This window comes from Polaromonas aquatica, from assembly GCF_042659145.1.
Classification (GTDB): Bacteria; Pseudomonadota; Gammaproteobacteria; order Burkholderiales; family Burkholderiaceae_C; genus Polaromonas; species Polaromonas aquatica.
Genome location: NZ_JBHSRS010000018.1, coordinates 141,330 through 162,490, shown reverse-complemented (window position 1 = coordinate 162,490; position 21,161 = coordinate 141,330). Strand labels below are relative to the sequence as shown.

Sequence of the window (21,161 nt, the reverse complement as noted above, 5' to 3'; positions counted from 1 at the left end):
GGATGGACACGGTTCAGCTAAAAAATTGCCGCAGCGCGCCGGCGGTTGCTTCGGGTTGTTCTTCGGGAATGAAATGGCCCGCAGGCATGGCTTGGCCCGTGACTAGGCCGCTGCACTGCGCCTGCCACAGCGCCATCGGGTCGAACAGGCGGTGCACCACACCGCGCTCGCCCCACAGCACCAGCATGTCGCAGCGCACCTTGTCGCCGTGCGCGCGGCTTTCGCGGTCGTGCGCCAGGTCCAGGCCGGCGCTGGCGCGGTAGTCCTCGCAGGCGGTGTGCAGCGCCTCGGCATTGCAAAAGCAGCGTTCGTATTCGGCCAGCGCCTGCGGCTCGATATACCCCAGCCCGGCGCTGCCCCAGCCGCCCAGCTTGGCGTGCAGGTAGGCCCTGGCGGTCTCGGGGTGGTTGGCGCCCATCATGATCTCCGGCAGCGGCGCGGGCTGCAACATGTGAAACCAGTGGTAGTAGGCCCTGGCAAACTCCATATAGGGTTGCGTCATGCTGGTGCCGTCATACATGTCCAGTGTGGGCGCGATGTCGATGACGCAGAGTTTTTGCACACGCGGCGCATAGTCCAGGGCCAGCCGGTGCGCCACACGCCCGCCGCGGTCGTGGCCGCAGACATTGAAGCTGCCCACACCCAGCGCATCCATCACGGCCACCACGTCGTGGGCCATGTTGCGTTTGCTGTAGTTGCTGTGGTCCGGCAGGCCGGCGGTTTTGGAGGAGTCGCCGTAGCCGCGCAGGTCCGGCATGACCAGGAAAAAATGCGCTGAGAGGTGCTGCGCCACGCGGTGCCACATCACATGCGACTGCGGAAAGCCGTGCAGCAGCAGCAGCGCCGGACGCTGCACCTCGCCGGGCGTGACTCTTGAAAACCGCGCCTCTATGCATGCGCCGTTGACTTCGAAACTGCGCGATTCAAAGCCGTCAAACCAGGTCATGGTGATACCTCAGGTTTTGTGCGAAGCCAGATATTTTTGCAGATTGGAGGCCGCTTGTGCACGGACTTTTTTGCGCAGCAAGGGCGTCCAGCCCAGCAGCAGGCCGGGTGCGCCCAGCGCCTGGCGCGACCAGGCCCAGAAATCAAAACGGTCGCGGTGCCGGGTGATCAAACCCTGTTCATTGAATTCAAAGACACCGTCGATGACGTTGTGCACCATGCGCCCGGTGGCGCTGAAGCGGTAATCGGCTTCCCAGTGCGCCTTGCCGCCCCTGGTGTCGGCCTCGATGCCGCTGTAGGTGAGCTTCCAGACATCCGCGCCCCTGGCTTTGGTGGCCTCGCACAACATGCGCCACATGCCGGTGACCTCGCGGTGCCCGCGCAGCGAAAACGCCTCGTCGTCAAATTGCGCGTCCGGCGCATAACAGGCCGCTATGGTGTCGGCGTCGAGCCGGGCGAATGCGCTGTAGAAGTTTTCGAGGGTCTTCTGGTTCGGGTGCATGCGGGCTCCTGTTGTGGCGGCTGCCGTCCATCGTCAATGCGCCGGCGGCAGCAGTTCAATCAACCGTTGCAAAACGTGCCTGACGGTGGCGGCACGCACGGCCGCCCGGTCGCCTTCAAAGCGCTGTACTTCCGAGACTACCTTCACGGGATGACCGGCGGGCTGGCCCGGCAGCGCAAAACCAAACCATACAGTACCCACCGGCTTGAGCCGGCTGCCGCCTGTAGGGCCAGCCACGCCGGTAACGGCCACGGCAACCTGCGCACGCGAGTGGCCCAGCGCGCCCAGGGCCATGGCACGCGCCACGGCCTCGCTCACTGCACCTTCCTTTGCGATCAGCGCGGCGTCCACGCCCAGCGCTTCGGTCTTGGCGTCGTTGGAGTAGGTCACAAAACCACGCTCAAACCAGTTGCTGGAGCCGGCCAGGTCGGTGCAGGCCGCCGAGATAAGCCCGCCGGTGCAGCTTTCCGCCGTCACCAGGAACCACTTGTTTTTTTGAAGTAAATCGGCCACCTGTCCCCAGTGAATGGGTGCAGTTAGCTCCTGTTTTGATAGCATTTCGAGGCTCACCAGAAAGTCCAGACTGCAATGACCAGCAGCGTGCAAAACGCTGCCACGATGTCGTCAAACAAGATACCGAAGCCGCCGCGGGCGTTAAAACCCTTGAAGTTCTGGTCGGCCCATGCCACGGGGCCGGGTTTGACGGCGTCAAAAAACCTGAACAGCACAAAGGCTGCAAGCTGGCCGTAAAAACCGGTGGGCATGATGAGCCAGAGCACCAGCCAGAAGGCCACGACCTCGTCCCAGACAATGCTGCCGGGATCGGCCACGCGCATGTGTTTGGCCGTGACCGTGCAGGCCCACCAGCCCACCAGGGTAGACAGGCCTATCAGCCAGCCCATTTGTGCAGCCGTCAGCCAGCCCTGCAGCACCAGGTAAGCCAGCCAGGCCCACAGCGTGCCGGCGGTGCCGGGCGCGATCGGGCTCAGGCCCGAGCCGAAACCCAGCGCGATGAAATGCGCCGGGTGCGACAGCATGAATCTTGCGTTGGGTTTGCCCTTGGCCAGCGCTGTGTCCGGGTTAGTGGGCGGTTCCATGTCTGTCATGGTTTCTGCTGGCCGTAAGGAGGAGTCGTGCATGGTGTCATGGGGGGTGAGGAACGATTCTGTCACACAGTGCATGATGGCTGGCGGCGTGGCCGGAACCACGGCGCGGTTTTGCAGTCATAAAAGGGTCGGTAACAAGGATTCCACCATGTCCAGACAATTGCTCCTGTCCACCGCCCTTACGGCCCTGCTGCTGGGCGGCTGCGCGGTCCAGCCTGTGCCCTTGGGCGCTTCGCGTGATGACGTGATGGCGCATTACGGCACACCTTCGCGGGTGGTGGCGCTGCCGTCGGGAAGCCGCCTGCAATACTCCCGCCAGCCAGCGGGGCAACAGGCCATCATGGTCGACCTGGATGCCGCGGGCCGGGTTGTTGCCGTGCGCCAGGTGCTGAACCCGGCTGACTTTGCACGTGTGGTCCCGGACCAGTGGACGCGTGGGGACATCGAGCGCGAGTTCGGCAGGCCGGCTTCGATTGACCATGTGGCAACGTGGAGCGGCGACATCATGACCTACCGCTGGCAGGACAGCACCGGTTTTGACATGTTCTTCTGGGTCTACCTGGATGCCGGCAATGTGGTGCGACGCACCGGCCAGGGCATGGAGATCAGGAACAGGATGCGGCGATGGGGCTGAGGCGTTGGCTGTCTAGCCCGCATCGTGGTTGGTCACGGCCCGCCCGATTTCCGGCCAGCGGTGGTGCAGGTAGACCCAGGCGACCAGGCCCACACACATCATGCCCAGGGACACCGCGGCCATTCCCACGGTGGAATGCATGACCAGCGGCGCGAGTATGCCGGCCACAATGCCGTTGGCCGTTGAGCCAATGACGGCCTGCAGCGACGAGGCCATGCCGCGCCGTTCGGGGTAGAGGTCCAGCACCAGCAAGGTGACCACCGGCACCATCAGGGCCCAGCCGAATGCAAACAGGGCAATCGGAATCAGCGCCCACGACACATGCGGCGTGAACAGCAGGTTGGCCGCCAGGTTGAGCACGGAGACCATCAGCATGATCACAAACCCATGGCGGATCTGCTGTTTGGGCGCAATCTTGCCCGCCAGCCGGCCGCTGAGCCAGGCGCCCGACATGATGCCGCCTATGGTCAGCAAAAAGAACCAGAAAAACTCGGTAGGCCCGAGATGCAGGTGGTCGCCCAGAAAGGCGGGTGCCGCCAGCACATATAAAAACATGCCGTTAAAGGGCACGCCGCTGGCCAGAGCCAGCAGCAAAAAACGCGGGCTGGAGCCGAGCTGCCAGTAACCGCGCATCAGGTGTTTCACTTCAAAGGGCTGGCGCTGGCTGACATGCAGGGTCTCGGGCAAATACCTGTAGTTGGCGATCCACAGCACGGCGCCCACGCCGGTCAGAAACCAGAAAATGCTGTGCCAGCCGGTATGCACCAGCAGCCAGCCGCCGACGATGGGGGCAATCGCGGGTGCCACGCCAAAGTAGATGGTGACCTGGCTCATGACCTGCTGGGCCTGCGCCGGCGGAAACATGTCGCGTATCACGGCGCGCGAGACAACAATGCCCGCGCCGGTAGACAAACCCTGCAGCGCGCGGAAAAACACCAGTTGCCCGATGCTTTGCGACAGGGCGCAGCCGGCAGATGCAACAGCAAACACCGCCATGCCCCAGAGCACCACAGGCCGGCGGCCAAAGCTGTCGGCCAGCGCGCCATGGAACAGGTTCATGAAGGCAAAACCGAACAGGTAGGCCGACAGGGTCTGCTGCATCTCCACAGGCGTGGCGCCCAGCGACTGTGCAATGCCTGAAAACGCCGGGATGTAGGTGTCAATTGAAAACGGCCCCAGCATGCCCAGCAGGGCCAGCAACACCGCAAGCGTCCAGCGTGGGCCGGGCCAGAGCTTGTCGGCGTTGGGATTCATTCGTTGCCGGCCTTTTTCAGCTTCAGCGCGGTTTCATACAAATCATTGCGCGGTGCGCCGGTGATGTCAGCCGCCAGCTTGACGGCTGTTTTTAAGGGCAGTTGCTCCAGCAGTAATCCCAGTACGCGGCTGCCATCGTCCTGCGGCAGCGCCTGCGCTGCAGGGTGCAGCACCAGCGCAAATTCGCCGCGCGTGCGTTGCGGGCTGCCGGCCAGCCACGCCGGGAATGCGCTTGCTGCCACGGTGGCAATCTCTTCAAACTGTTTGGTCAGCTCGCGGCCGATTGTGACCAGCCTGTCGCCCAGCGGGGTCATCGCCTGCGCCAGTGCCTCGATGCGGTGCGGTGCTTCAAGAATCACCACCGCGCGGGCCTCGCCCTGCAGCCCTACAACGGCCTGGTCGCGCTCGCCCGCCTTGCTGGGCAGAAAACCTGCAAAGATAAAACCGGAGTCGCCCGAGATGCCCGCCGCGCTGAGGGCGGTGGTCACACTGCTGGCGCCGGGCAGCGGCATGATGGCCAGCCCCGCGGCGCGCACGGCGGCCACCAGGCGTGCACCCGGGTCGCTCACGGCCGGTGTGCCGGCGTCGCTGACATAGGCCACACGCTCACCGCGCTGCAGGCGTTCAATCACGCCGACGGCCGCCTCGGCCTCGTTGTGTTCGTGCACGGCCAGCAGGGTTTTCTCGATGCCGTACTGGCGCAGCAGGCCTTGTGTGTGGCGTGTGTCCTCGCAGGCGATCACGTTGGCCAGGTGCAGCACATGCAGTGCGCGCAGGCTGATGTCGGCCAGGTTGCCTATCGGCGTGGCCACCACGTACAGCGTTCCTTCCGGATAATGCTGCATGCCGGCAGCGGCTTTAGCTGCGCCCAGTGCCAGGTCGAAAGAAGCGTTCAATGTGGTTTTCCAGAAAACAGGTTGCAAAGTCCGCGAAAGCGCCGAAAGGCCAGCTTGAGTTGTTGCCGGGTCAGCAGGTGGCCGCGCCAAATCAGCTTACCACCAAGCGATTGGGCGACGCTGCCGAGTCGCTCGCGCTGAAGCACCTGGTCAAGGCCGGGCTCAAGCTGGTGGACGCCAATTATCGGACACCGGGCCGCGGCGGCGGCGAGATAGACCTCGTCATGCGGGCGCCTGATGGCACGCTGGTGTTTGTCGAGGTGCGCCAGCGCTCCGGCCAGTCACACGGCGGCGCCGGCGCGAGCATCAGCGCCGTCAAGCAGCAGCGCATTGTTCTTGCCGCCCGCCATTACCTCATGCGTTTTGCCAGCGCGCCGCCCTGCCGCTTTGACGTGGTGCTGGTGCAGGGCGGGCTGGGCGAAGAAGGTGGGGCAAACATCGAGTGGTTGCGTGCGGCGTTTGATGCCTCGTAGGGCGAGGCTGGTTTTGTAACCATACGTGATGCCCGCCCGTGCATGGTGTCATTCTTGACCCGCTATCATTGCCACATGCTCGAACAACGTATTGAACAGCACTTCATAGACAGCGCGGACCTTAAATACCAGGCCGCACAGGTTTTATCCAAACCCATCGCAGCGGCAGTGCATGCCATCCTCGCCAGCGTCACCAGCGGCGGCAAGGTGCTGGCCTGCGGCAATGGCGGCTCGGCTGCGGATGCGCAGCATTTTGCAGCCGAATTTATTGGCCGTTATGAGCGTGAACGGCCCGAGCTTGCGGCGATTGCGCTGACGACGGACAGCTCCATCCTCACGGCGATTGCCAATGATTACGACTTCAACGTGATTTTTTCCAAGCAGGTGCGCGGGCTCGGTGCCGCCGGCGACGTCCTGCTGGCCATCAGCACCAGCGGCAACTCCGCCAATGTGCTGGCCGCCATCGAAGCCGCGCATGAGCGCGACATGACGGTGGTGGCCCTCACCGGCCGCAGCGGCGGAAAAATGGCGCAGGCACTGCGTGAAACCGATGTGCACATCTGCGTGCCGCACGACCGCACGGCGCGCATCCAGGAGGTGCACCTTCTTGTCCTCCATTGCATTTGCGATGGTGTGGATACCCAGTTACTTGGCGATCAGGAGTCTTCAGTATGAAACGTGTTGTGATGAAACGATTGGCTTTGGCAAGCACTGCCGCGGCACTGCTCTGCGGCGCGCTGACGGCCTGCGTGCCGCTGGTGATAGGCGGCGCAGCCGCCGGTGGCTCGCTGGTCGCAACCGACCGCCGCACCTCGGGCACGCAGCTTGAAGATGAGGGCATTGAGTTGAGGGCGTCCAGCCGGCTGCGCACAAACCTTGGCGACAGGGCGCATGTGAACCTGACCAGCTACAACCGGCAGGTATTGCTGACCGGTGAAGTGCCTACCGAACAGGACAAACAACTCGTCGAGCAGATTGTGTCCAGGGTGGAAAACGTTGCATCCGTCGTCAACGAGCTGGCTGTGATGGGCAACTCTTCCCTGACCCAGCGCTCCTCGGACACGCTGGTGACCGGTCGCGTCAAGGCCATGCTGATTGACGCGAAAGACCTGTTTGCCAACTCCTTCAAGGTGGTGACGGAGCGTGGAACGGTGTACCTGATGGGCCGTGTCACCCAGCGCGAAGCCGACCGGGCGACCACCGTGGTTCGCTCAACCCCGGGCGTGCAAAAAGTCATCCGGGTGCTGGAGATCATCAGCGAGGATGAACTGGCGCGCATGCTGCCGGCACCTGCCACGCCGCAGCCGGCAAACACCAAACCCGCATCGGCCAACTGACAAGCCCAACCCCCGCAAGAAGCATCCTTCGACAAGCTCAGGACGATCGGAAAAGATCGTGGGTTTGGGTGGGGGCCGTCAACTCTTCGACGGGCCGCCTCTGGAAAAATTAACCCCCTTGGAGGCAGCAAGCCACACGCAGTGGGCTTGCGTGGGGGCCATGTTTTTCCGCCGGGCAGCCCCAAGGAAAAATGCGCCCCCTCGGGGGGCAGCAAGCCACACGCAGTGGGCTTGCGTGGGGGCCTTATTTCTACTTCAGGCGCTTGATCAGGCTGGACGTATCCCAGCGCTGGCCGCCCATGGCCTGCACATCGGCGTAAAACTGGTCCACCAGCGCAGTGACCGGCAGGCGGGCGCCGTTGCGTTTGGCTTCGTCAAGCACCAGGCCCAGGTCCTTGCGCATCCAGTCCACCGCAAAACCAAAATCAAACTTGTCGGCGACCATGGTTTTGCCTCGGTTGTCCAGCTGCCAGCTTTGTGCGGCGCCCTTGCCGATCACATCCAGCACCTGGTTCACGTCCAGCCCGGCTTTCTGGCCGAAGGCCACTGCCTCGCTCAGGCCCTGAACAAGGCCGGCAATACAGATCTGGTTGACCATTTTGGTGAGCTGGCCCGCGCCGCTTTGACCCATGAGCGTGAATGCTTTTGAGAAGGCCATGCCGGCTGGCTTGACCGCATCAAAGGCGACGGTGTCACCACCGCACATGACGGTCAGCGCGCCGTTTTGCGCACCGGCCTGGCCGCCGGAAACTGGCGCATCGATGAACTGCAGGCCGAGTTTTTGCGCTTCGGCATACAGCTCGCGCGCCACATTGGCCGAAGCCGTCGTGTGGTCGACAAAAATCGCGCCTTTTTTCATGCCGGCAAATGCGCCGTCCGGGCCCAGCACCACGCTGCGCAGGTCGTCGTCATTGCCAACGCAGCAAAACACGATGTCGGCGCCGGCGGCAGCAAGTTTGGGCGTGGCGCCCGAGGCCGGGCCCGGCGTGGCGGCAAACTCCTTGCACCAGCCGGCGGCTTTGGCGCTGCTGCGGTTGTAGACCGTGACCTGGTGGCCAGCAAGGGCGAGGTGGCCGGCCATGGGGTAGCCCATGACGCCGAGGCCGATGAACGCGACTTTGCGCGAGGGGATGGATTCGTAGGGGCGGGTGTTGGTGCTGGACATGGGTTGATTCAATCAAGTAAGAGAGTTACCGGAGCGTAGCGAGCGGGCTTCAGGCGAGGCGGGCGGCGCGCAGCAACCGGAACGTACCTCCGGGTACGTGAGGATTGCGAGCACCGACCAACGAAGCATCAAGCCCGCGCAGTAGCTCCCTAGACGATGGCGAAGTTTTCGGTGCCTGCGGCCAGGTCCACAGACTTGGCCCGCTGCGAATTGAGCTTGATCTGCAGGCGCAGGTCGTTGACCGAGTCGGCGTTGCGCAGCGCGTCTTCGTAGGTGATCATGTGGCTTTCGAAAGCGTCGAACAGCGCCTGGTCGAAGGTCTGCATGCCCAGGTTGCGGCTCTTTTTCATGATTTCCTTGATCTCGGACACATCGCCCTTGAAGATCAGGTCGGAGATCAGCGGTGTATTGAGCATCACCTCAACCACGGCAGCGCGGCCCTTGCCGTCCTGTTTGGGAATCAGGCGTTGCGACACCATGGCCTTGAGGTTGAGCGACAGGTCCATCAGCAGCTGCGGCCTGCGTTCCTCGGGGAAAAAGTTGATGACCCGGTCCAGCGCCTGGTTGGCGCTGTTGGCGTGCAGGGTGGCCATGCACAGGTGGCCGGTTTCGGCAAAGGCAATCGCGTGTTCCATGGTCTCGCGGTCGCGGATTTCGCCCATCAGGATCACGTCCGGTGCCTGGCGCAGGGTGTTCTTGAGGGCGGCTTCCCAGCTGTCGGTGTCCAGGCCCACTTCACGCTGCGTGACGACGCAGTTTTTATGCGGATGCACGAACTCCACCGGGTCTTCGATCGTGATGATGTGGCCGTACGACTGCTCGTTGCGCCAGTCGATCATGGCCGCCAGCGTGGTGGACTTGCCCGAGCCGGTAGAGCCGACCAGGATGGTCAGCCCGCGCTTGGACATCACCACTTCCTTGAGCACCTGCGGCACGCCCAGCCCGTCTATGGTCGGCAACACTGCCGGAATCACCCGCATCACCATGCCGACCTTGCCCTGCTGGATAAAGGCGTTGACCCGGAACCGGCCGACGCCTGGCGGCGAGATGGCGAAGTTGCATTCCTTGGTGCGCTCGAATTCGGCCGCCTGCTTGTCGTTCATGATGGCGCGTGCCAGCGCCATGGTGTGCCCGGCATTGAGCGGCTGCGGCGACACCTTGGTGACCTTGCCGTCGACTTTCATGGCCGGCGGGAAATCACTGGTGATAAAGAGGTCGCTGCCGTTGCGGCTGAGCATCAGCTTCAAAAGGTCGTTGATGAACTTACTGGCCTGGTCGCGTTCCATGAACGGCTCCTTTTTTCAAACCCGGGGCAACGAAGCCCCGGTCATTCAGCTAATTTCAAAAATCGGTTCCCGCATGCCCAAGCCTGGGGCCGCGGTCCGGCTTTGCCGGCCGCAAGGCGCAGCGGCCCCCTCGGGGGGCAGCGCACTACGCGAAGCGAGAAGCGTGGGGGCCACATTTAGCCTGGGAAGTTCTCAGGGATTTTTGCCTTGCCGCGTGCTTCGGCTGCGGAAATGACGTTGCGCTTGACGAGTTCGGTCAGGTTCTGGTCCAGCGTCTGCATGCCGACGCTGTTGCCGGTCTGGATGGACGAATACATCTGCGCCACCTTGGCTTCGCGGATCAGGTTGCGGATGGCGCTGGTGCCCAGCATGATCTCATGTGCGGCGACGCGGCCCTGGCCGTCCTTGGTCTTGCACAGGGTTTGCGAAATCACCGCCTGCAGCGATTCCGACAGCATGGAGCGGATCATTTCCTTTTCCTCTGCGGGGAACACGTCGATGATGCGGTCCACCGTTTTGGCAGCGCTGGAGGTGTGCAGTGTGCCGAAGACCAGGTGGCCGGTTTCGGCGGCCGACATGGCCAGGCGAATGGTTTCAAGGTCGCGCATCTCACCGACCAGGATGGCGTCCGGGTCTTCACGCAGGGCGGATTTGAGCGCGGCGTTAAAGCTCAGCGTGTGCGGGCCGACCTCGCGCTGGTTGATCAGGCACTTTTTGGATTCATGCACAAACTCGATAGGGTCTTCCACCGTCAGGATGTGGCCGTATTCGTTTTCGTTCAGGTAGTTGACCATGGCCGCCAGCGTGGTCGATTTGCCCGAGCCCGTCGGGCCGGTGACCAGCACCATGCCGCGCGGTTTCATCGCCAGCTCGCCGAAAATTTTCGGCGCGTTGAGCTGTTCCAGCGTCAGGATTTTGGAGGGAATGGTCCGCAGCACCGCGCCGGCGCCGCGGTTGTGGTTGAAGGCATTGACACGAAAGCGCGCCAGGCCGTCGATCTCGAAGGAGAAGTCGACCTCCAGGAATTCCTCGTAGTTTTTGCGCTGGGTGTCGTTCATGATGTCATACACCATGGCGTGGACCTGTTTGTGGTCCAGCGGGTCGACATTGATGCGGCGGACGTCCCCATGCACGCGGATCATGGGGGGCAGGCCGGCTGACAAATGCAGGTCAGACGCCTTGTTTTTGACGCTAAAAGCCAGCAGCTGGGTAATGTCCATCCCGGGGAATCCTTAAAAGGGTGCGGAAAACTGAAGGGGGGTTGAATCTGAGTTTACAGTCGGATTATGACCATGATTGTGCGCAACCTCCAGCAAGTCCGTGATCGCATTACCACGGCGTGTATGGCCGCCGGACGCAAGCCGGACGACGTACACCTGCTCGCAGTATCCAAGACCTTTGGCGCCGATGCCGTGATCGAAGCCATGAGCGACGGCCAGCGTGCGTTCGGGGAAAACTACATTGCCGAAGGCGTGGAAAAGATACTTGCCCTGCGCGCCTTCCAGTCGGCGCAGCCCGCACAGCCGGGTGTGCCGCCTGCCGCGCTGGAGTGGCACTGCATAGGGCCGGTGCAAAGCAACAAGACCCGCCTCGTGGCCGAGCACTTTGACTGGGTGCAGTCGGTCGACAGGCTGAAGATCGCACAGCGCCTGAGCGAGCAGCGCCCGCCGCACCTGCCGCCGCTGCAAATCTGCCTGCAGGTCAACATTGATGGCGGCGCCAACAAGTCGGGCGTGGCGCCCGGGGAACTGCAGGCGCTGGCCGGCGAAGTGGCGCATCTGCCGAACCTGGTGCTGCGCGGCATCATGGCGATTCCCGAGCCTGCTATTGATTTTGTAGCGGCCTGCGCGCTGCATGCAAGGACCAGGGCTGTTTTTGATCAATTAAATGCTTCCGGTGTTTTGCCGCTGCGGCTGGATACCCTGTCCATGGGCATGACGGCCGACCTTGAAGCCGCGATTCACTCGGGCAGCACCATGGTGCGGGTGGGGACGGCCATTTTTGGTGGACGGTGAATAAGGCCCCCACGCTCCCCACCGCGTGTGGTTCGCTGCCCCCAAGGGGGCGCATTTTTCCTTGGGGCGGCCCGGCGGAAAAACATGGCCCCCACGGTCGCTCACTTCGTGTAGCTCCCTGCCCCCCGAGGGGGCCGCTGCGCCTGCGGCCTGGCAAAGCCAGTTCCGCGGCCCCTGCTTGAAAGTGATCAGCCCTCACATCCGATCATCGTGAGCTTGTCGAAAGATGCGCCCTTGATCGGGATGCCCATCTCCTATGCTTTCGGCGCAGCGCCCTTTACTGCTTGGGCGGCTCCATCGGCTTGATGTTTCCGCAGTCGCTGCCCAGCCATGAACCGGATGCCGCTATGGAGGTGTTTGTCTGCACGCCTTTGACCGTGCTGGTGATGTTCATGCTCATGGTGTAGGCGCTGTCGCCCTGGAAGGTGTAGATGCCTTCGCCGCTGGACGGCGGGTCGGTACAGGTGAGCCTGACCTTCATGCTGCTGCGCGTCTTGTCGCTGATCGTGGTGGTGCAGTTGCCCTTTTGCTGTATTGGCAACTGGTTGCGCTCAATCATTTCCTTTGTGATGCACATCTTCATGGTCATGCCGCCGTTTGACGCGCCGCCCATGCTCATGCCCTGCCTGGCCATCATGTCTTCCATCTGCTTGCGCTGGGCCGGCGGCATGTTGGCCAGTTGTTGCTGCATCTGGGCCATGGCCTGGTCCATCGCCGGGCTGCCGCCTATCTTGTTGGTGCTCTCCCAGAGGCCGGGTTTCATGGCCTGGGCGATTGCGGGCGCGGCAAAAGCCAGGGCGCTCAGGCCGGCCAGGCTTGCCTGAAGGAATGTGCTGGTTTTCATGGTGTTCCCCGTGATGAAGGAATGGAGCTGAAAAGGTCTGGAGCAGACAACCCGCATTATTGCCAGCCTGCACCGCTTTGCAAATCCCCTATGGGTAGGGGGTTGGGCTGCCACTGGGGAGGGGCCTGCCGCAGCGTTTGTCACACGCCCAGCGCCAGCCGCGTGGTGTTTTTGACTTCTTCCATCACCGCATAGGTCCGCGTTTCACGCACGCCGGGCAGTTTCCACAGTACGGCGCCGGCAAACGCACGGTAGGCGGCCATGTCGGCCATGCGGGTCTTGAGCAGGTAGTCAAAGCCGCCGGCCACCATGTGGCACTCCATGATCTCGGGGTGGACCTGCACCGCCGCCTTGAAGGCCTCGAACACATTGGGGGTTGTGCGGTCCAGCAGCACTTCCACAAACACCATCATGCCGGCGCCCAGCTTGAGCGGGTTCAGCCGCGCCTCATAAGCCAGGATGTAGCCATCCCTGGCCAGACGCTGCACACGCGCCAGCACGGCCGTAGGCGACAACGCCACGCTTTCTGCCAGCTTGAGGTTGGAGATGCGCCCATCCTGCTGCAGCACATTCAGGATTTTCAGGTCGATGCGATCGATTTCCGGGTTTGTATCGGTCATGAATAGTGAATTATTCGGTGAATTAATGAAATTTAGAGGGAAATTCACTGTCTTTCAAGTCACCATTACCAGATGGATGGGTCACCGGAGTTTTTGATGCGCAATCTTTCACCTGCCCCTCAGCGTCTGCCTTCTCCCTACCGGCCAGAGGCGGGCGTGGTGTCCGGTTTGTTAAACATGCTTGACGGCACGCTCGACTGGGCTGCGGCGGTGCGCATCGCCCAGCCCTGGGTGCAGGCCGTGCGCGATCATCCACCGCCCTTCTGGGCCATGGAAAGCCTGCTCCGCGAATACCCGATTGCCAGCAGCGAAGGGCTGGCGCTGATGCGCCTGGCCGAAGCGCTGCTGCGGGTGCCGGATATTGAAACCGCGATTGCGCTGACAGCCGACCAGCTGGGCCGTGCCGACTTTGACGGCGCCGGCGACAAGACCATGGCACGGCTGTCGTCCAGCGCGATGGCCTTGTCCAAAAAGTTTTTGCCTGCGGCAGATGGTGAATCGGCGGGTCTTCTGGGCAAGCTGGGCGCACGCACCGTGGTGGCTGCCGCCTTGCGCGCCGTGCAACTGCTGGGCCGGCAGTTTGTGCTGGGCCAGACCATTGGCGAAGCGATGGATGAGGCCGACAGCGCACGCCAGAAAATCAAGGGCCTGCGCTACAGCTACGACATGCTGGGCGAAGGCGCACGCACCGACGCCGATGCACGGAAATACCTGGAGAGCTACCGGAATGCTATTAAATCAATAGCTGACGGCGCGCAAATTGATTGCGCTACAGAGCTGAATGATGGCATTTCCATCAAGCTGAGCGCACTGCATCCGCGGTATGAAGACGCCCAGCGTGACCGCGTGATGGCCGAGCTGGTGCCGCGTGTCTGGGCGCTGTGCGAGCTGGCGGCCGCTGCCAACATCAGCCTGACCATCGATGCCGAAGAGGTGAGCCGGCTGGAGCTGTCGCTGGATGTATTTGAAGCGCTGGCCGCCCGGGTCGCGCAGCAGCAACCCGGGTGGCAAGGCTTCGGCCTGGCCCTGCAAGCCTACCAGACCCGTTCGCTGGAGTTGGTGCAGCACATCATCGGCCTGGCCCGCAAATACCGGCTGCGCCTGATGTGCCGGCTGGTCAAGGGCGCTTATTGGGACACCGAGATCAAGCGCGCGCAGGAGATGGGTTTGCCGCACTACCCGGTGTTTACCCACAAACACCACACCGACGTGTCCTACCTGGCCTGCGCCAAAGCGCTGTTTGATGCACCCGATGCGATTTACCCGCAGTTTGCCGGGCACAACGCAGGCACCATCGCCGCCATTTTGCAAATGGCCGAGATGACTACCCCCACGCTTGTCGCTTCGCGTACTGCGCTGCCCCCCGAGGGGGCTGGCCTTGCTAGGGGCGGCCCGGCGCTGCGGCCCGGTCCTCAATTTGAATTGCAACGTTTGCATGGCATGGGTGAAGGCGTGTTTCGTGAGGTGCTGAAGAACCCGCAAATCAGCTGCCGTGTTTACGCCCCGGTAGGCTCACACCGCGACCTGCTGGCCTACCTGGTGCGCCGCCTGCTTGAAAACGGCGCCAATTCCTCGTTTGTGCATCAGCTGGCAGACGAGTCGGTGGGCATGGATACGCTGCTGGAATCGCCGCTGCGGCTGGCGCTCGACAACACCATTTCCCTGCCGGCCGAACTGTATGGCCCGGGCCGTAAAAACAGCAGAGGCGTGGACCTGGCAGTTGAAAGCATGCGCGCACCGCTGCGCACGGCTTTTTTGTCCGTGGAGGTTCCGTATGTGCCTTTGTTTGATGTCGAATCGCATTCAAATGCCCTGGCGATAAGCGCAGCCAGCTATCAAAAATGGAGCAGGTTGCCGGTTGCCGGGCGCGCCGCTGTGTTGCGCAGGGCGGCGGATGCGCTGGAGCATCAGTTGCCGAAGTTCTGCACCTTGCTGGTCAAGGAGGCGTTCAAGACCTGGGATGACGCCGTGTCTGAAGTCCGCGAGGCGGTGGACTTCCTGCGTTATTACGCCAACGAAGCCGAGCGCATCATGGTGCCACAGGCCTTGCCGGGCCAGAGCAACGGAGTGACGCATGGCGTCACGGGCGAAAGCAACGAGCTGCGCCTGACGGCGCGCGGTGTCTGGGTCTGCATCAGTCCGTGGAATTTCCCGCTGGCCATCTTCATGGGCCAGGTAGCCGCCGCGCTCGCCACCGGCAATGCCGTGCTGGCCAAGCCGGCCGAACAGACGCCGGGCGTGGCCTGGGAGGCCGTCAAACTGCTGCACGCGGCGGGCATTCCCGAGGGCGCGCTGCAACTGCTGCACGGGCCGGGCGAAACCGTGGGCGCTGCGCTGGTCGCCGCGCCGGGTGTGGCGGGTGTGGTGTTCACGGGCTCAACCCGGGTGGCCAAAACCATCCAGCGTGCGCTGGCGGCCAAAGACGGCCCCATAGTCCCGTTGATTGCCGAGACCGGCGGCATCAATGCCATGCTGGTCGATTCAAGCGCGCTGCCGGAGCAGGTGGTTGACGTGGTGCTGCAGAGCGCTTTCCGCTCGGCGGGCCAGCGCTGCTCGGCCCTGCGCCTGCTGTGCGTGCATGAAAGCATTGCCGACCGCGTGATTGAAATGGTCCAGGGCGCGGCGCATGAACTGGTCTGCGGCGATCCGGCCGACCTCTCCACCGATGTGGGGCCGGTGATAGACCGCGAAGCGTTTGAAACCATCCAGAAACACCTCAAACGCCTTGGTTTTGAATCAAAAGTGCTGCTGGCCGCCGTACCACTTGCGCCACCAGCTATCAATTCAGTAGCATTCAAAGTCCCCAACCTGGTCCGGCCGGCAGCGTTTGAAATCAGCGACCTGGCCGGGGTGCAGGACGAAATCTTTGGCCCGGTGCTGCAAATCATGCGCTGGGGCAGCGGGGAATTCAGGGCGCCGGAATCCGTGATTGCGGCGATCAATGGCCTTGGCTACGGCCTGACGCTGGGGCTGCAGACCCGCATCGACTCGCGCGCACAGGCGCTGGCCGCGCGCGCGCATGTGGGCAACATCTACATCAACCGCAACATGATTGGTGCGGTGGTCGGCGTGCAGCCCTTTGGCGGCGAGGGGCTGAGCGGCACGGGCCCCAAGGCGGGTGGCCCGTACTACCTGTACCGCTTTTGTGCCGAGCAGACGGTGACGGTCAACACCACGGCGGCGGGCGGCAATGCTGCGCTGCTGGCCGGCTAGCTGCCCTTGCCGCGCATGATGGCCGCCGAAACATCGGCCGGCGTTTCGGCATAACGCCGGAATTCCATGGTGTAGGTGGCGCGCCCCTGGGTCAGCGAGCGCAGGGTGGTGGCGTAGCCGAACATTTCCGACAGCGGCACCTCGGCGCGCACCAGCTTGCCGCCGCCCCCGGCGATGTCTTCCATGCCCTGCACCATGCCGCGGCGCGAGGAAAGGTCGCCCATCACATTGCCCATGAAGTCCTCGGGCGTTTCCACTTCCACAGCCATCACCGGCTCCAGCAGCACCGGTTTTGCGCGGCGCATGCCTTCCTTGAAAGCCAGCGAGCCGGCCATGCGGAAAGCGTTTTCGTTGGAGTCCACGTCATGGTAGGAGCCGAATACCAGCGTGGCCTTGACATCCACCACGGGGTAGCCCGCCAGCACGCCGGCCTTCAGCGTTTCCTGTATGCCCTTGTTGACGGCGGGAATGTATTCGCGCGGGATCACGCCACCCTTGATGGCGTCGACAAACTCATAACCCTTGCCCGAGGGCTGCGGCTCGAGGTTGAGCACGGCGTGGCCGTACTGCCCGCGTCCGCCCGACTGCTTGATGAACTTGCCTTCGACATCGTTCACCGCCTGCCGTATGGTTTCGCGGTAGGCCACCTGCGGCTTGCCGACGTTGGCTTCCACGCTGAACTCGCGCTTCATGCGGTCCACCAGGATTTCAAGATGCAGCTCGCCCATGCCCGAGATGATGGTCTGGCCCGACTCTTCGTCGGTGTGCACGCGGAATGAGGGGTCTTCCTGCGCCAGGCGGTGCAGGGCTATGCCCATTTTTTCCTGGTCGGCCTGGGTCTTGGGTTCCACCGCCTGTGAGATCACCGGCTCGGGGAACACCATCTTCTCGAGGATGATGACGTGGGCCGGGTCGCACAGCGTGTCGCCGGTGGTCGCATCCTTCAGGCCGACGGCAGCGGCGATGTCGCCGGCGCGCACCTCCTTGACCTCGTTGCGTTCGTTGGCGTGCATCTGCAGGATGCGGCCCAGGCGCTCGCGCTTGCCCTTGACCGGGTTGTAGACCGTGTCGCCCGCGCTGATCACGCCGGAGTACACACGAAAGAAAATCAGTTGCCCGACGTAGGGGTCGGTCATGATCTTGAAGGCCAGCGCCGAGAAGGGTTCGTCGTCTTTGGGATGGCGCTCGGCCTCGCCGTCGTCCTCGGTGTGGCCGAGGATGGCCGGCACGTCCGCTGGAGAGGGCATGTAGTCGATCACCGCATCCAGCATGGCCTGCACGCCCTTGTTCTTGAAGGCACTGCCGCAGAGCATGGGCACGATCTCATTGGCGATGGTGCGCTGGCGCAAGCCCTGTTTGATCTCGTCTTCGCTCAGCGGCTCGCCTGCCAGGTATTTGTTCAGCAGCTCGTCATTGGCTTCGGCGGCCGCTTCCACCATCTTTGTGCGCCATTCATTGGCGGTGTCCAGCAACTGCTCGGGGATGTCGCCGTATTCAAAATGCAGGCCCTGGCTGGTGTCGTCCCAGATGATGGCCTTCATCTTGACCAGGTCCACCACGCCCTGGAAATGGTCCTCGGCACCCACCGGGATCTGCACCGGCACGGCCACGCCCTTCAGGCGTTCGCTGATCTGGCGCTGCACGCGGAAAAAATCGGCGCCCACGCGGTCCATCTTGTTGACGAAAGCCAGGCGCGGCACCTTGTATTTGTTGGCCTGGCGCCAGACGGTTTCCGACTGCGGCTGCACGCCGCCGACGGCGTCGTAGACCATGACGGCGCCGTCAAGCACGCGCATGGAGCGCTCCACCTCGATGGTGAAGTCCACGTGGCCCGGCGTGTCTATGATGTTGATGCGGTGCTCGGGGTAGTTGCCGGCCATGCCTTTCCAGAAGGCGGTGGTGGCGGCCGAGGTGATGGTGATGCCGCGCTCCTGTTCCTGCTCCATCCAGTCCATCGTGGCCGTGCCTTCATGGACTTCGCCGATCTTGTAGTTCACCCCCGTGTAAAACAGGATGCGCTCTGTCGTCGTGGTCTTGCCGGCGTCAATGTGCGCACTGATGCCGATGTTGCGGTAACGCTCTATGGGGGTATGGCGGGGCATGGCGAACTCCTTTTTGCCGGCCTGCGCATTTTGGAATTATTGGCGTGGCCGGGCCTGCCAGTTTGCACCCAAGCGCCGTTTTCTGCTTGCCTATCCGCTGGCCGTCCTGCCTGGACGCGCTCTGGTGGGGTGTTTGGCCATGCGTTTTTCATCCCATGCCGGAAAACCATGGGCTGCGGGCGGACGTGTGGAATGCCGGCTTGAGCCGGAGGGTGCCTGTCAACGCCCGGTATCGAAGAAGTCCAGTATCTCGCGGCCCAGGATGTCTTCACCACTGTTGAAATGCGCAACGATGGACATGTGGTTGTGCTGCATCAGGCGCAGGTGCCGCGGGGCGCGCCGGCGCGCCAGGGCCAGCCTGTGCGCGAACTCCAGGCCATAGATATCCAGCAGCGGGTTTTCAAACTCGGCGGTCACGATGAAGGTCGGCATGTCGCTGCAGGCGGCGAAGTTCACCGGTGAACGTTTTTCATAAAGCGCCGGGTCGTTGCCGAAATAGGCGCGTACACCTTCGGCGTTCGGGTTTTCGGGTGACTGGTCGGCGCGCAGGCGTGCCGATATCAGGACCACGGCTGCGGCATGTTTGCCAAGGTAGCCCAGGGACGGGTCGAAGGCATAACTGGCCACGTGCGTTCCACCGGCCGAGTGGCCGATCAGGAAGAGCCTGTTGCTGTCGCCGCCGTGGTCCGAAGCATGGGCATGCAGCCACGCCATGGCGAGTGCCAGGTCGTCAGCACCGCCGGGAAACGGCGACCCGGGCGCCAGCCGGTATTCCACGTTGATGCCAATGCAGCCCTGCCGCGCAAACCAGTACAGCACGTTGTCATACAGCTCAGTGCTGGCGCATTTGTCCCCGCGCACAAAGGCCCCGCCATGGACAAAGATGACCACGGGCGCATGTGCGACACCGGCTGGCCGGAAGATGTCGAGGACCTGCCGGCTATGCGGACCGTAGGGGATGTCGCGCGTGACCTGCACTCCGTCTTTGGGCGCGGCGGCGAGCAGGGGCGCATAGGCGTCCTTGACCATCTGGCTGTGGGCCCGGATATCCGAGGCCCATGCCGGCCCTATCTCTGCCATGAGTTTCTGCACGGAGGGGGGCGCGCCGGCCAGCGGTTTGTTCATGGGTTCAGGCCCGGTATGCGACAGCTTCGACTTCAAACAGCCACTCGGGCCTGGCCAGTGCCTTGACGATCAGCAGCGTGGAGGCCGGGCGTGCCTCCCCCAGGAAGGCGGAGCGGACCGGGTTCAGGTCCTTGAGGTCGCCGGCTTCGGTCATGAAGGTGGTGACCTTGACCAGGTGGCTTGCGTCCATGTGGGCAGCCGCCAGCACGGCCAGGAGGTTTTCCCATGCAAGGCGCGCCTGCTCCGCAAAACCGGAGCCCAGGCTGCCGTCCGGCCGTACGCCTATCTGCCCGGACACGTGCAGCCACTGGCCTGTGGCGGGAGCCAGCACGCCGTGGCTGTAGGCGCCAACGGGGGCGGCAATGGCTGGAGGGTTGAGTTTTTGGCTTGTCATGCAGGCTTCCCTGTTCTGTGGATGAGGAGTGCGCAGCGCTAGTAGTACTAAAGGGCAATGACGGGCTCGCCGCCGCCCGTGGGCGTGCGCATGGCCTGGATGATGGCGCGCATGTCTTCAATTGTCGCCAGCCTCGGGTTCATGCGAACCTGCCCGCTTTTCATGGCCGCCTGCGCAACGAGTTCGCGTTCTTCGTCCGTGCCTACAAAGCCGTCCAGGCTCAGGTCCAGGCCTAGCAGCTGGCGCAGTTTCGACAGGCCTGCGGCGGCCGTCGCTCCGCCGAAGGCCCGCGCAACGACGGCTGCTTTCGGGCCCATGGCGGCTTCGTTGTAGGCCGCCACAGCCGGCAGGGCCAGGGCATTGCCGAGGCCGTGCGGCACATGGTGCAGGGCGCCCAGGGGCGCTGCAATGGCGTGGGCCAGGCCGAGGTTGGCGCTGTTGAAAGCGATGGCCGCCTGGCAGGAGGCGATCAGGCACCAGCTGCGGGCGTCCTGGTGCGTGGGCTCCCTGTAGGCGACGGGCAGCCACTGGCCCAGCAATAGCATGGCCGACTCCGCGAAGGGGTCGCTCATGACGGAGGCCGCCCTGGACACATAGGCCTCGACTGCATGGGTCACGGCGTCGTAGCCGGAGGCTGCCGTGACTTTTGCCGGTGCCGTCATGGACAGGCTGCCGTCCAGCAGCGCGATATGCGGTGTCATTTCCTGCGAGCGGAAGATCAGTTTGATGTCCGAGCCGGCCTTGCCTGCAACGGCGGATTCGGACACTTCGCTGCCCGTGCCCGCCGTCGTCGGCACGGCGACAAGCAGGCTGGCATGGGGTTTGAAAAGCTTGCCGAAGCCCGAGACGGATTCAGCGGAACCCGGGTTGGACAGCAGCAGGCGCGCGACCTTGGCGGTGTCCATGGCGGAGCCGCCGCCCAGTGCCACCACGAAGTCGGGGCTGGCAGCCGCCAGCGCGCGGTAACAGGCTTCTATGGTGTCGGTGTCGGGCTCATGCGCGGGGACAAAATGCAAAGCGGGCTTTGTGCCCGTAGCCGCTTGCAGCAGGTCCACCACGCGGGCGGCGACTTCACCATTTTCAAAAAACGCATCCAGTACAACTGCCGGGCTTTTTGCGCCGGCTTCGCGCGCCAGGTCGCCTAATTTGTCGAGGCCATTCCAGGCGGAGATGACGCGCCGGTTGGAGTGGGTGAATGTAAAAGGCTGGTAGGCGGCTGGCATGAATCCTCCACGGAAAGGGGGTTGGCT

At 63.3% G+C, this 21,161-nt stretch carries 21 protein-coding genes; 6 read left to right on the top strand and 15 right to left on the bottom strand.

The features are described 5' to 3' along the window. Positions 1-13: 13 nt before the first annotated feature. Genes ACFQND_RS09210 through ACFQND_RS09195 form a run of 4 tightly spaced genes read right to left on the bottom strand, consistent with a single transcriptional unit; the run spans position 14 to position 2,553 of the window. A complete protein-coding gene (locus ACFQND_RS09210) occupies positions 14-946 on the bottom strand; it encodes an alpha/beta fold hydrolase (protein ID WP_371439071.1) in 933 nt (310 codons plus the stop codon). A gap of 9 nt (positions 947-955) precedes the next feature. Then, the gene (locus ACFQND_RS09205) at positions 956-1,447 is read right to left on the bottom strand and encodes a nuclear transport factor 2 family protein (RefSeq protein ID WP_371439070.1); all 492 of its coding nucleotides are present in this window, start codon (positions 1,445-1,447) and stop codon (positions 956-958) included. A gap of 33 nt (positions 1,448-1,480) precedes the next feature. After that, complete coding sequence (locus ACFQND_RS09200) at positions 1,481-2,005, bottom strand: CinA family protein (protein WP_371439157.1); 525 nt, start codon at positions 2,003-2,005, stop codon at positions 1,481-1,483. Between the two features lie 8 nt (positions 2,006-2,013). Beyond that, a complete protein-coding gene (locus ACFQND_RS09195) occupies positions 2,014-2,553 on the bottom strand; it encodes a phosphatidylglycerophosphatase A family protein (RefSeq protein WP_377413190.1) in 540 nt (179 codons plus the stop codon). A 148-nt stretch (positions 2,554-2,701) separates the two neighbouring features. On the opposite strand from ACFQND_RS09195, the gene ACFQND_RS09190 reads away from it, so the two are divergent. Next, positions 2,702-3,187 carry a hypothetical protein gene (locus ACFQND_RS09190; RefSeq protein ID WP_371439068.1) on the top strand — a complete coding sequence of 162 codons (486 nt, stop codon included), beginning with the start codon at positions 2,702-2,704 and terminating at the stop codon, positions 3,185-3,187. A gap of 12 nt (positions 3,188-3,199) precedes the next feature. Here ACFQND_RS09190 and ACFQND_RS09185 read toward each other — a convergent pair whose 3' ends face one another. Further along, a complete protein-coding gene (locus tag ACFQND_RS09185; RefSeq protein ID WP_371439067.1) occupies positions 3,200-4,441 on the bottom strand; it encodes a multidrug effflux MFS transporter in 1,242 nt (413 codons plus the stop codon). Next, on the bottom strand, positions 4,438-5,286 hold the full coding sequence (rsmI, locus tag ACFQND_RS09180; RefSeq protein ID WP_371439156.1) for a 16S rRNA (cytidine(1402)-2'-O)-methyltransferase: 849 nt from the start codon (positions 5,284-5,286) through the stop codon (positions 4,438-4,440). The genes ACFQND_RS09185 and rsmI overlap by 4 nt, the downstream gene beginning before the upstream one ends. A 50-nt stretch (positions 5,287-5,336) precedes the next feature. Here rsmI and ACFQND_RS09175 point away from each other — a divergent pair, with 50 nt between their 5' ends. The 3 genes from ACFQND_RS09175 to ACFQND_RS09165 all read left to right on the top strand — a co-directional run bounded on the left by ACFQND_RS09175 (position 5,337) and on the right by ACFQND_RS09165 (position 7,147). Next, complete coding sequence (locus tag ACFQND_RS09175) at positions 5,337-5,810, top strand: YraN family protein (protein WP_371439066.1); 474 nt, start codon at positions 5,337-5,339, stop codon at positions 5,808-5,810. Positions 5,811-5,885: 75 nt separating this feature from the next. After that, positions 5,886-6,485, top strand: coding sequence for a phosphoheptose isomerase (locus ACFQND_RS09170; RefSeq protein ID WP_371439065.1), 600 nt, complete (start codon positions 5,886-5,888; stop codon positions 6,483-6,485). Continuing rightward, the gene (locus ACFQND_RS09165) at positions 6,482-7,147 is read left to right on the top strand and encodes a BON domain-containing protein (protein ID WP_371439064.1); all 666 of its coding nucleotides are present in this window, start codon (positions 6,482-6,484) and stop codon (positions 7,145-7,147) included. The genes ACFQND_RS09170 and ACFQND_RS09165 overlap by 4 nt, the downstream gene beginning before the upstream one ends. A gap of 250 nt (positions 7,148-7,397) precedes the next feature. On the opposite strand, the gene ACFQND_RS09160 is transcribed toward ACFQND_RS09165, so the two are convergent. The 3 genes from ACFQND_RS09160 to ACFQND_RS09150 form a co-directional block, all read right to left on the bottom strand. Further along, complete coding sequence (locus ACFQND_RS09160) at positions 7,398-8,312, bottom strand: NAD(P)-dependent oxidoreductase (RefSeq protein WP_371439063.1); 915 nt, start codon at positions 8,310-8,312, stop codon at positions 7,398-7,400. A gap of 149 nt (positions 8,313-8,461) precedes the next feature. Next, positions 8,462-9,598, bottom strand: coding sequence for a PilT/PilU family type 4a pilus ATPase (locus ACFQND_RS09155; RefSeq protein ID WP_371439062.1), 1,137 nt, complete (start codon positions 9,596-9,598; stop codon positions 8,462-8,464). A gap of 176 nt (positions 9,599-9,774) precedes the next feature. Then, entirely contained in the window at positions 9,775-10,818 is a 1,044-nt protein-coding gene (locus tag ACFQND_RS09150) for a type IV pilus twitching motility protein PilT (RefSeq protein ID WP_371439061.1), read from the bottom strand. 66 nt (positions 10,819-10,884) lie between these two features. On the opposite strand from ACFQND_RS09150, the gene ACFQND_RS09145 reads away from it, so the two are divergent. Beyond that, a complete protein-coding gene (locus ACFQND_RS09145; protein ID WP_371439060.1) occupies positions 10,885-11,613 on the top strand; it encodes a YggS family pyridoxal phosphate-dependent enzyme in 729 nt (242 codons plus the stop codon). A gap of 277 nt (positions 11,614-11,890) precedes the next feature. Here the strand turns inward: ACFQND_RS09145 and ACFQND_RS09140 are convergent, their stop codons facing one another. Then, on the bottom strand, positions 11,891-12,457 hold the full coding sequence (locus ACFQND_RS09140; RefSeq protein ID WP_371439059.1) for a DUF3617 domain-containing protein: 567 nt from the start codon (positions 12,455-12,457) through the stop codon (positions 11,891-11,893). 140 nt (positions 12,458-12,597) lie between these two features. Then, positions 12,598-13,077, bottom strand: a complete 480-nt coding sequence (locus ACFQND_RS09135; RefSeq protein WP_371439058.1) for an Lrp/AsnC ligand binding domain-containing protein — start codon at positions 13,075-13,077, stop codon at positions 12,598-12,600. Positions 13,078-13,173: 96 nt separating this feature from the next. Between ACFQND_RS09135 and ACFQND_RS09130 the strand changes: the two genes are divergently transcribed. Further along, a complete protein-coding gene (locus tag ACFQND_RS09130) occupies positions 13,174-16,290 on the top strand; it encodes an L-glutamate gamma-semialdehyde dehydrogenase (RefSeq protein ID WP_371439057.1) in 3,117 nt (1,038 codons plus the stop codon). Here the strand turns inward: ACFQND_RS09130 and fusA are convergent. The 4 genes from fusA to ACFQND_RS09110 all read right to left on the bottom strand — a co-directional run bounded on the left by fusA (position 16,287) and on the right by ACFQND_RS09110 (position 21,134). Next, positions 16,287-18,392 (bottom strand): elongation factor G, encoded by a 2,106-nt coding sequence (gene fusA, locus ACFQND_RS09125; RefSeq protein WP_371439056.1) that lies wholly within the window; start codon positions 18,390-18,392, stop codon positions 16,287-16,289. The genes ACFQND_RS09130 and fusA overlap by 4 nt on opposite strands. A gap of 219 nt (positions 18,393-18,611) precedes the next feature. Beyond that, positions 18,612-19,517 carry an alpha/beta hydrolase gene (locus ACFQND_RS09120; protein ID WP_371439055.1) on the bottom strand — a complete coding sequence of 302 codons (906 nt, stop codon included), beginning with the start codon at positions 19,515-19,517 and terminating at the stop codon, positions 18,612-18,614. A 4-nt stretch (positions 19,518-19,521) separates the two neighbouring features. Beyond that, on the bottom strand, positions 19,522-19,911 hold the full coding sequence (locus ACFQND_RS09115; RefSeq protein ID WP_371439054.1) for a RidA family protein: 390 nt from the start codon (positions 19,909-19,911) through the stop codon (positions 19,522-19,524). Positions 19,912-19,958: 47 nt separating this feature from the next. Further along, the gene (locus ACFQND_RS09110) at positions 19,959-21,134 is read right to left on the bottom strand and encodes an iron-containing alcohol dehydrogenase family protein (RefSeq protein ID WP_371439053.1); all 1,176 of its coding nucleotides are present in this window, start codon (positions 21,132-21,134) and stop codon (positions 19,959-19,961) included. Between the last annotated feature and the right edge of the window lie 27 nt (positions 21,135-21,161).

Coding starts and splice junctions, on each gene's coding strand:
- ACFQND_RS09160 (WP_371439063.1), bottom strand. CDS start 8,312: ATGTCCAGCACCAACACCCGCCCCTACGAATCCATCCCCTCGCGCAAA.
- ACFQND_RS09145 (WP_371439060.1), top strand. CDS start 10,885: ATGACCATGATTGTGCGCAACCTCCAGCAAGTCCGTGATCGCATTACC.
- ACFQND_RS09120 (WP_371439055.1), bottom strand. CDS start 19,517: ATGAACAAACCGCTGGCCGGCGCGCCCCCCTCCGTGCAGAAACTCATG.
- fusA (WP_371439056.1), bottom strand. CDS start 18,392: ATGCCCCGCCATACCCCCATAGAGCGTTACCGCAACATCGGCATCAGT.
- ACFQND_RS09150 (WP_371439061.1), bottom strand. CDS start 10,818: ATGGACATTACCCAGCTGCTGGCTTTTAGCGTCAAAAACAAGGCGTCT.
- rsmI (WP_371439156.1), bottom strand. CDS start 5,286: ATGCAGCATTATCCGGAAGGAACGCTGTACGTGGTGGCCACGCCGATA.
- ACFQND_RS09200 (WP_371439157.1), bottom strand. CDS start 2,005: ATGCTATCAAAACAGGAGCTAACTGCACCCATTCACTGGGGACAGGTG.
- ACFQND_RS09185 (WP_371439067.1), bottom strand. CDS start 4,441: ATGAATCCCAACGCCGACAAGCTCTGGCCCGGCCCACGCTGGACGCTT.
- ACFQND_RS09135 (WP_371439058.1), bottom strand. CDS start 13,077: ATGACCGATACAAACCCGGAAATCGATCGCATCGACCTGAAAATCCTG.
- ACFQND_RS09165 (WP_371439064.1), top strand. CDS start 6,482: ATGAAACGTGTTGTGATGAAACGATTGGCTTTGGCAAGCACTGCCGCG.
- ACFQND_RS09195 (WP_377413190.1), bottom strand. CDS start 2,553: ATGACAGACATGGAACCGCCCACTAACCCGGACACAGCGCTGGCCAAG.
- ACFQND_RS09190 (WP_371439068.1), top strand. CDS start 2,702: ATGTCCAGACAATTGCTCCTGTCCACCGCCCTTACGGCCCTGCTGCTG.
- ACFQND_RS09170 (WP_371439065.1), top strand. CDS start 5,886: ATGCTCGAACAACGTATTGAACAGCACTTCATAGACAGCGCGGACCTT.
- ACFQND_RS09115 (WP_371439054.1), bottom strand. CDS start 19,911: ATGACAAGCCAAAAACTCAACCCTCCAGCCATTGCCGCCCCCGTTGGC.
- ACFQND_RS09110 (WP_371439053.1), bottom strand. CDS start 21,134: ATGCCAGCCGCCTACCAGCCTTTTACATTCACCCACTCCAACCGGCGC.
- ACFQND_RS09155 (WP_371439062.1), bottom strand. CDS start 9,598: ATGGAACGCGACCAGGCCAGTAAGTTCATCAACGACCTTTTGAAGCTG.
- ACFQND_RS09175 (WP_371439066.1), top strand. CDS start 5,337: ATGTGGTTTTCCAGAAAACAGGTTGCAAAGTCCGCGAAAGCGCCGAAA.
- ACFQND_RS09205 (WP_371439070.1), bottom strand. CDS start 1,447: ATGCACCCGAACCAGAAGACCCTCGAAAACTTCTACAGCGCATTCGCC.
- ACFQND_RS09210 (WP_371439071.1), bottom strand. CDS start 946: ATGACCTGGTTTGACGGCTTTGAATCGCGCAGTTTCGAAGTCAACGGC.
- ACFQND_RS09140 (WP_371439059.1), bottom strand. CDS start 12,457: ATGAAAACCAGCACATTCCTTCAGGCAAGCCTGGCCGGCCTGAGCGCC.
- ACFQND_RS09130 (WP_371439057.1), top strand. CDS start 13,174: ATGCGCAATCTTTCACCTGCCCCTCAGCGTCTGCCTTCTCCCTACCGG.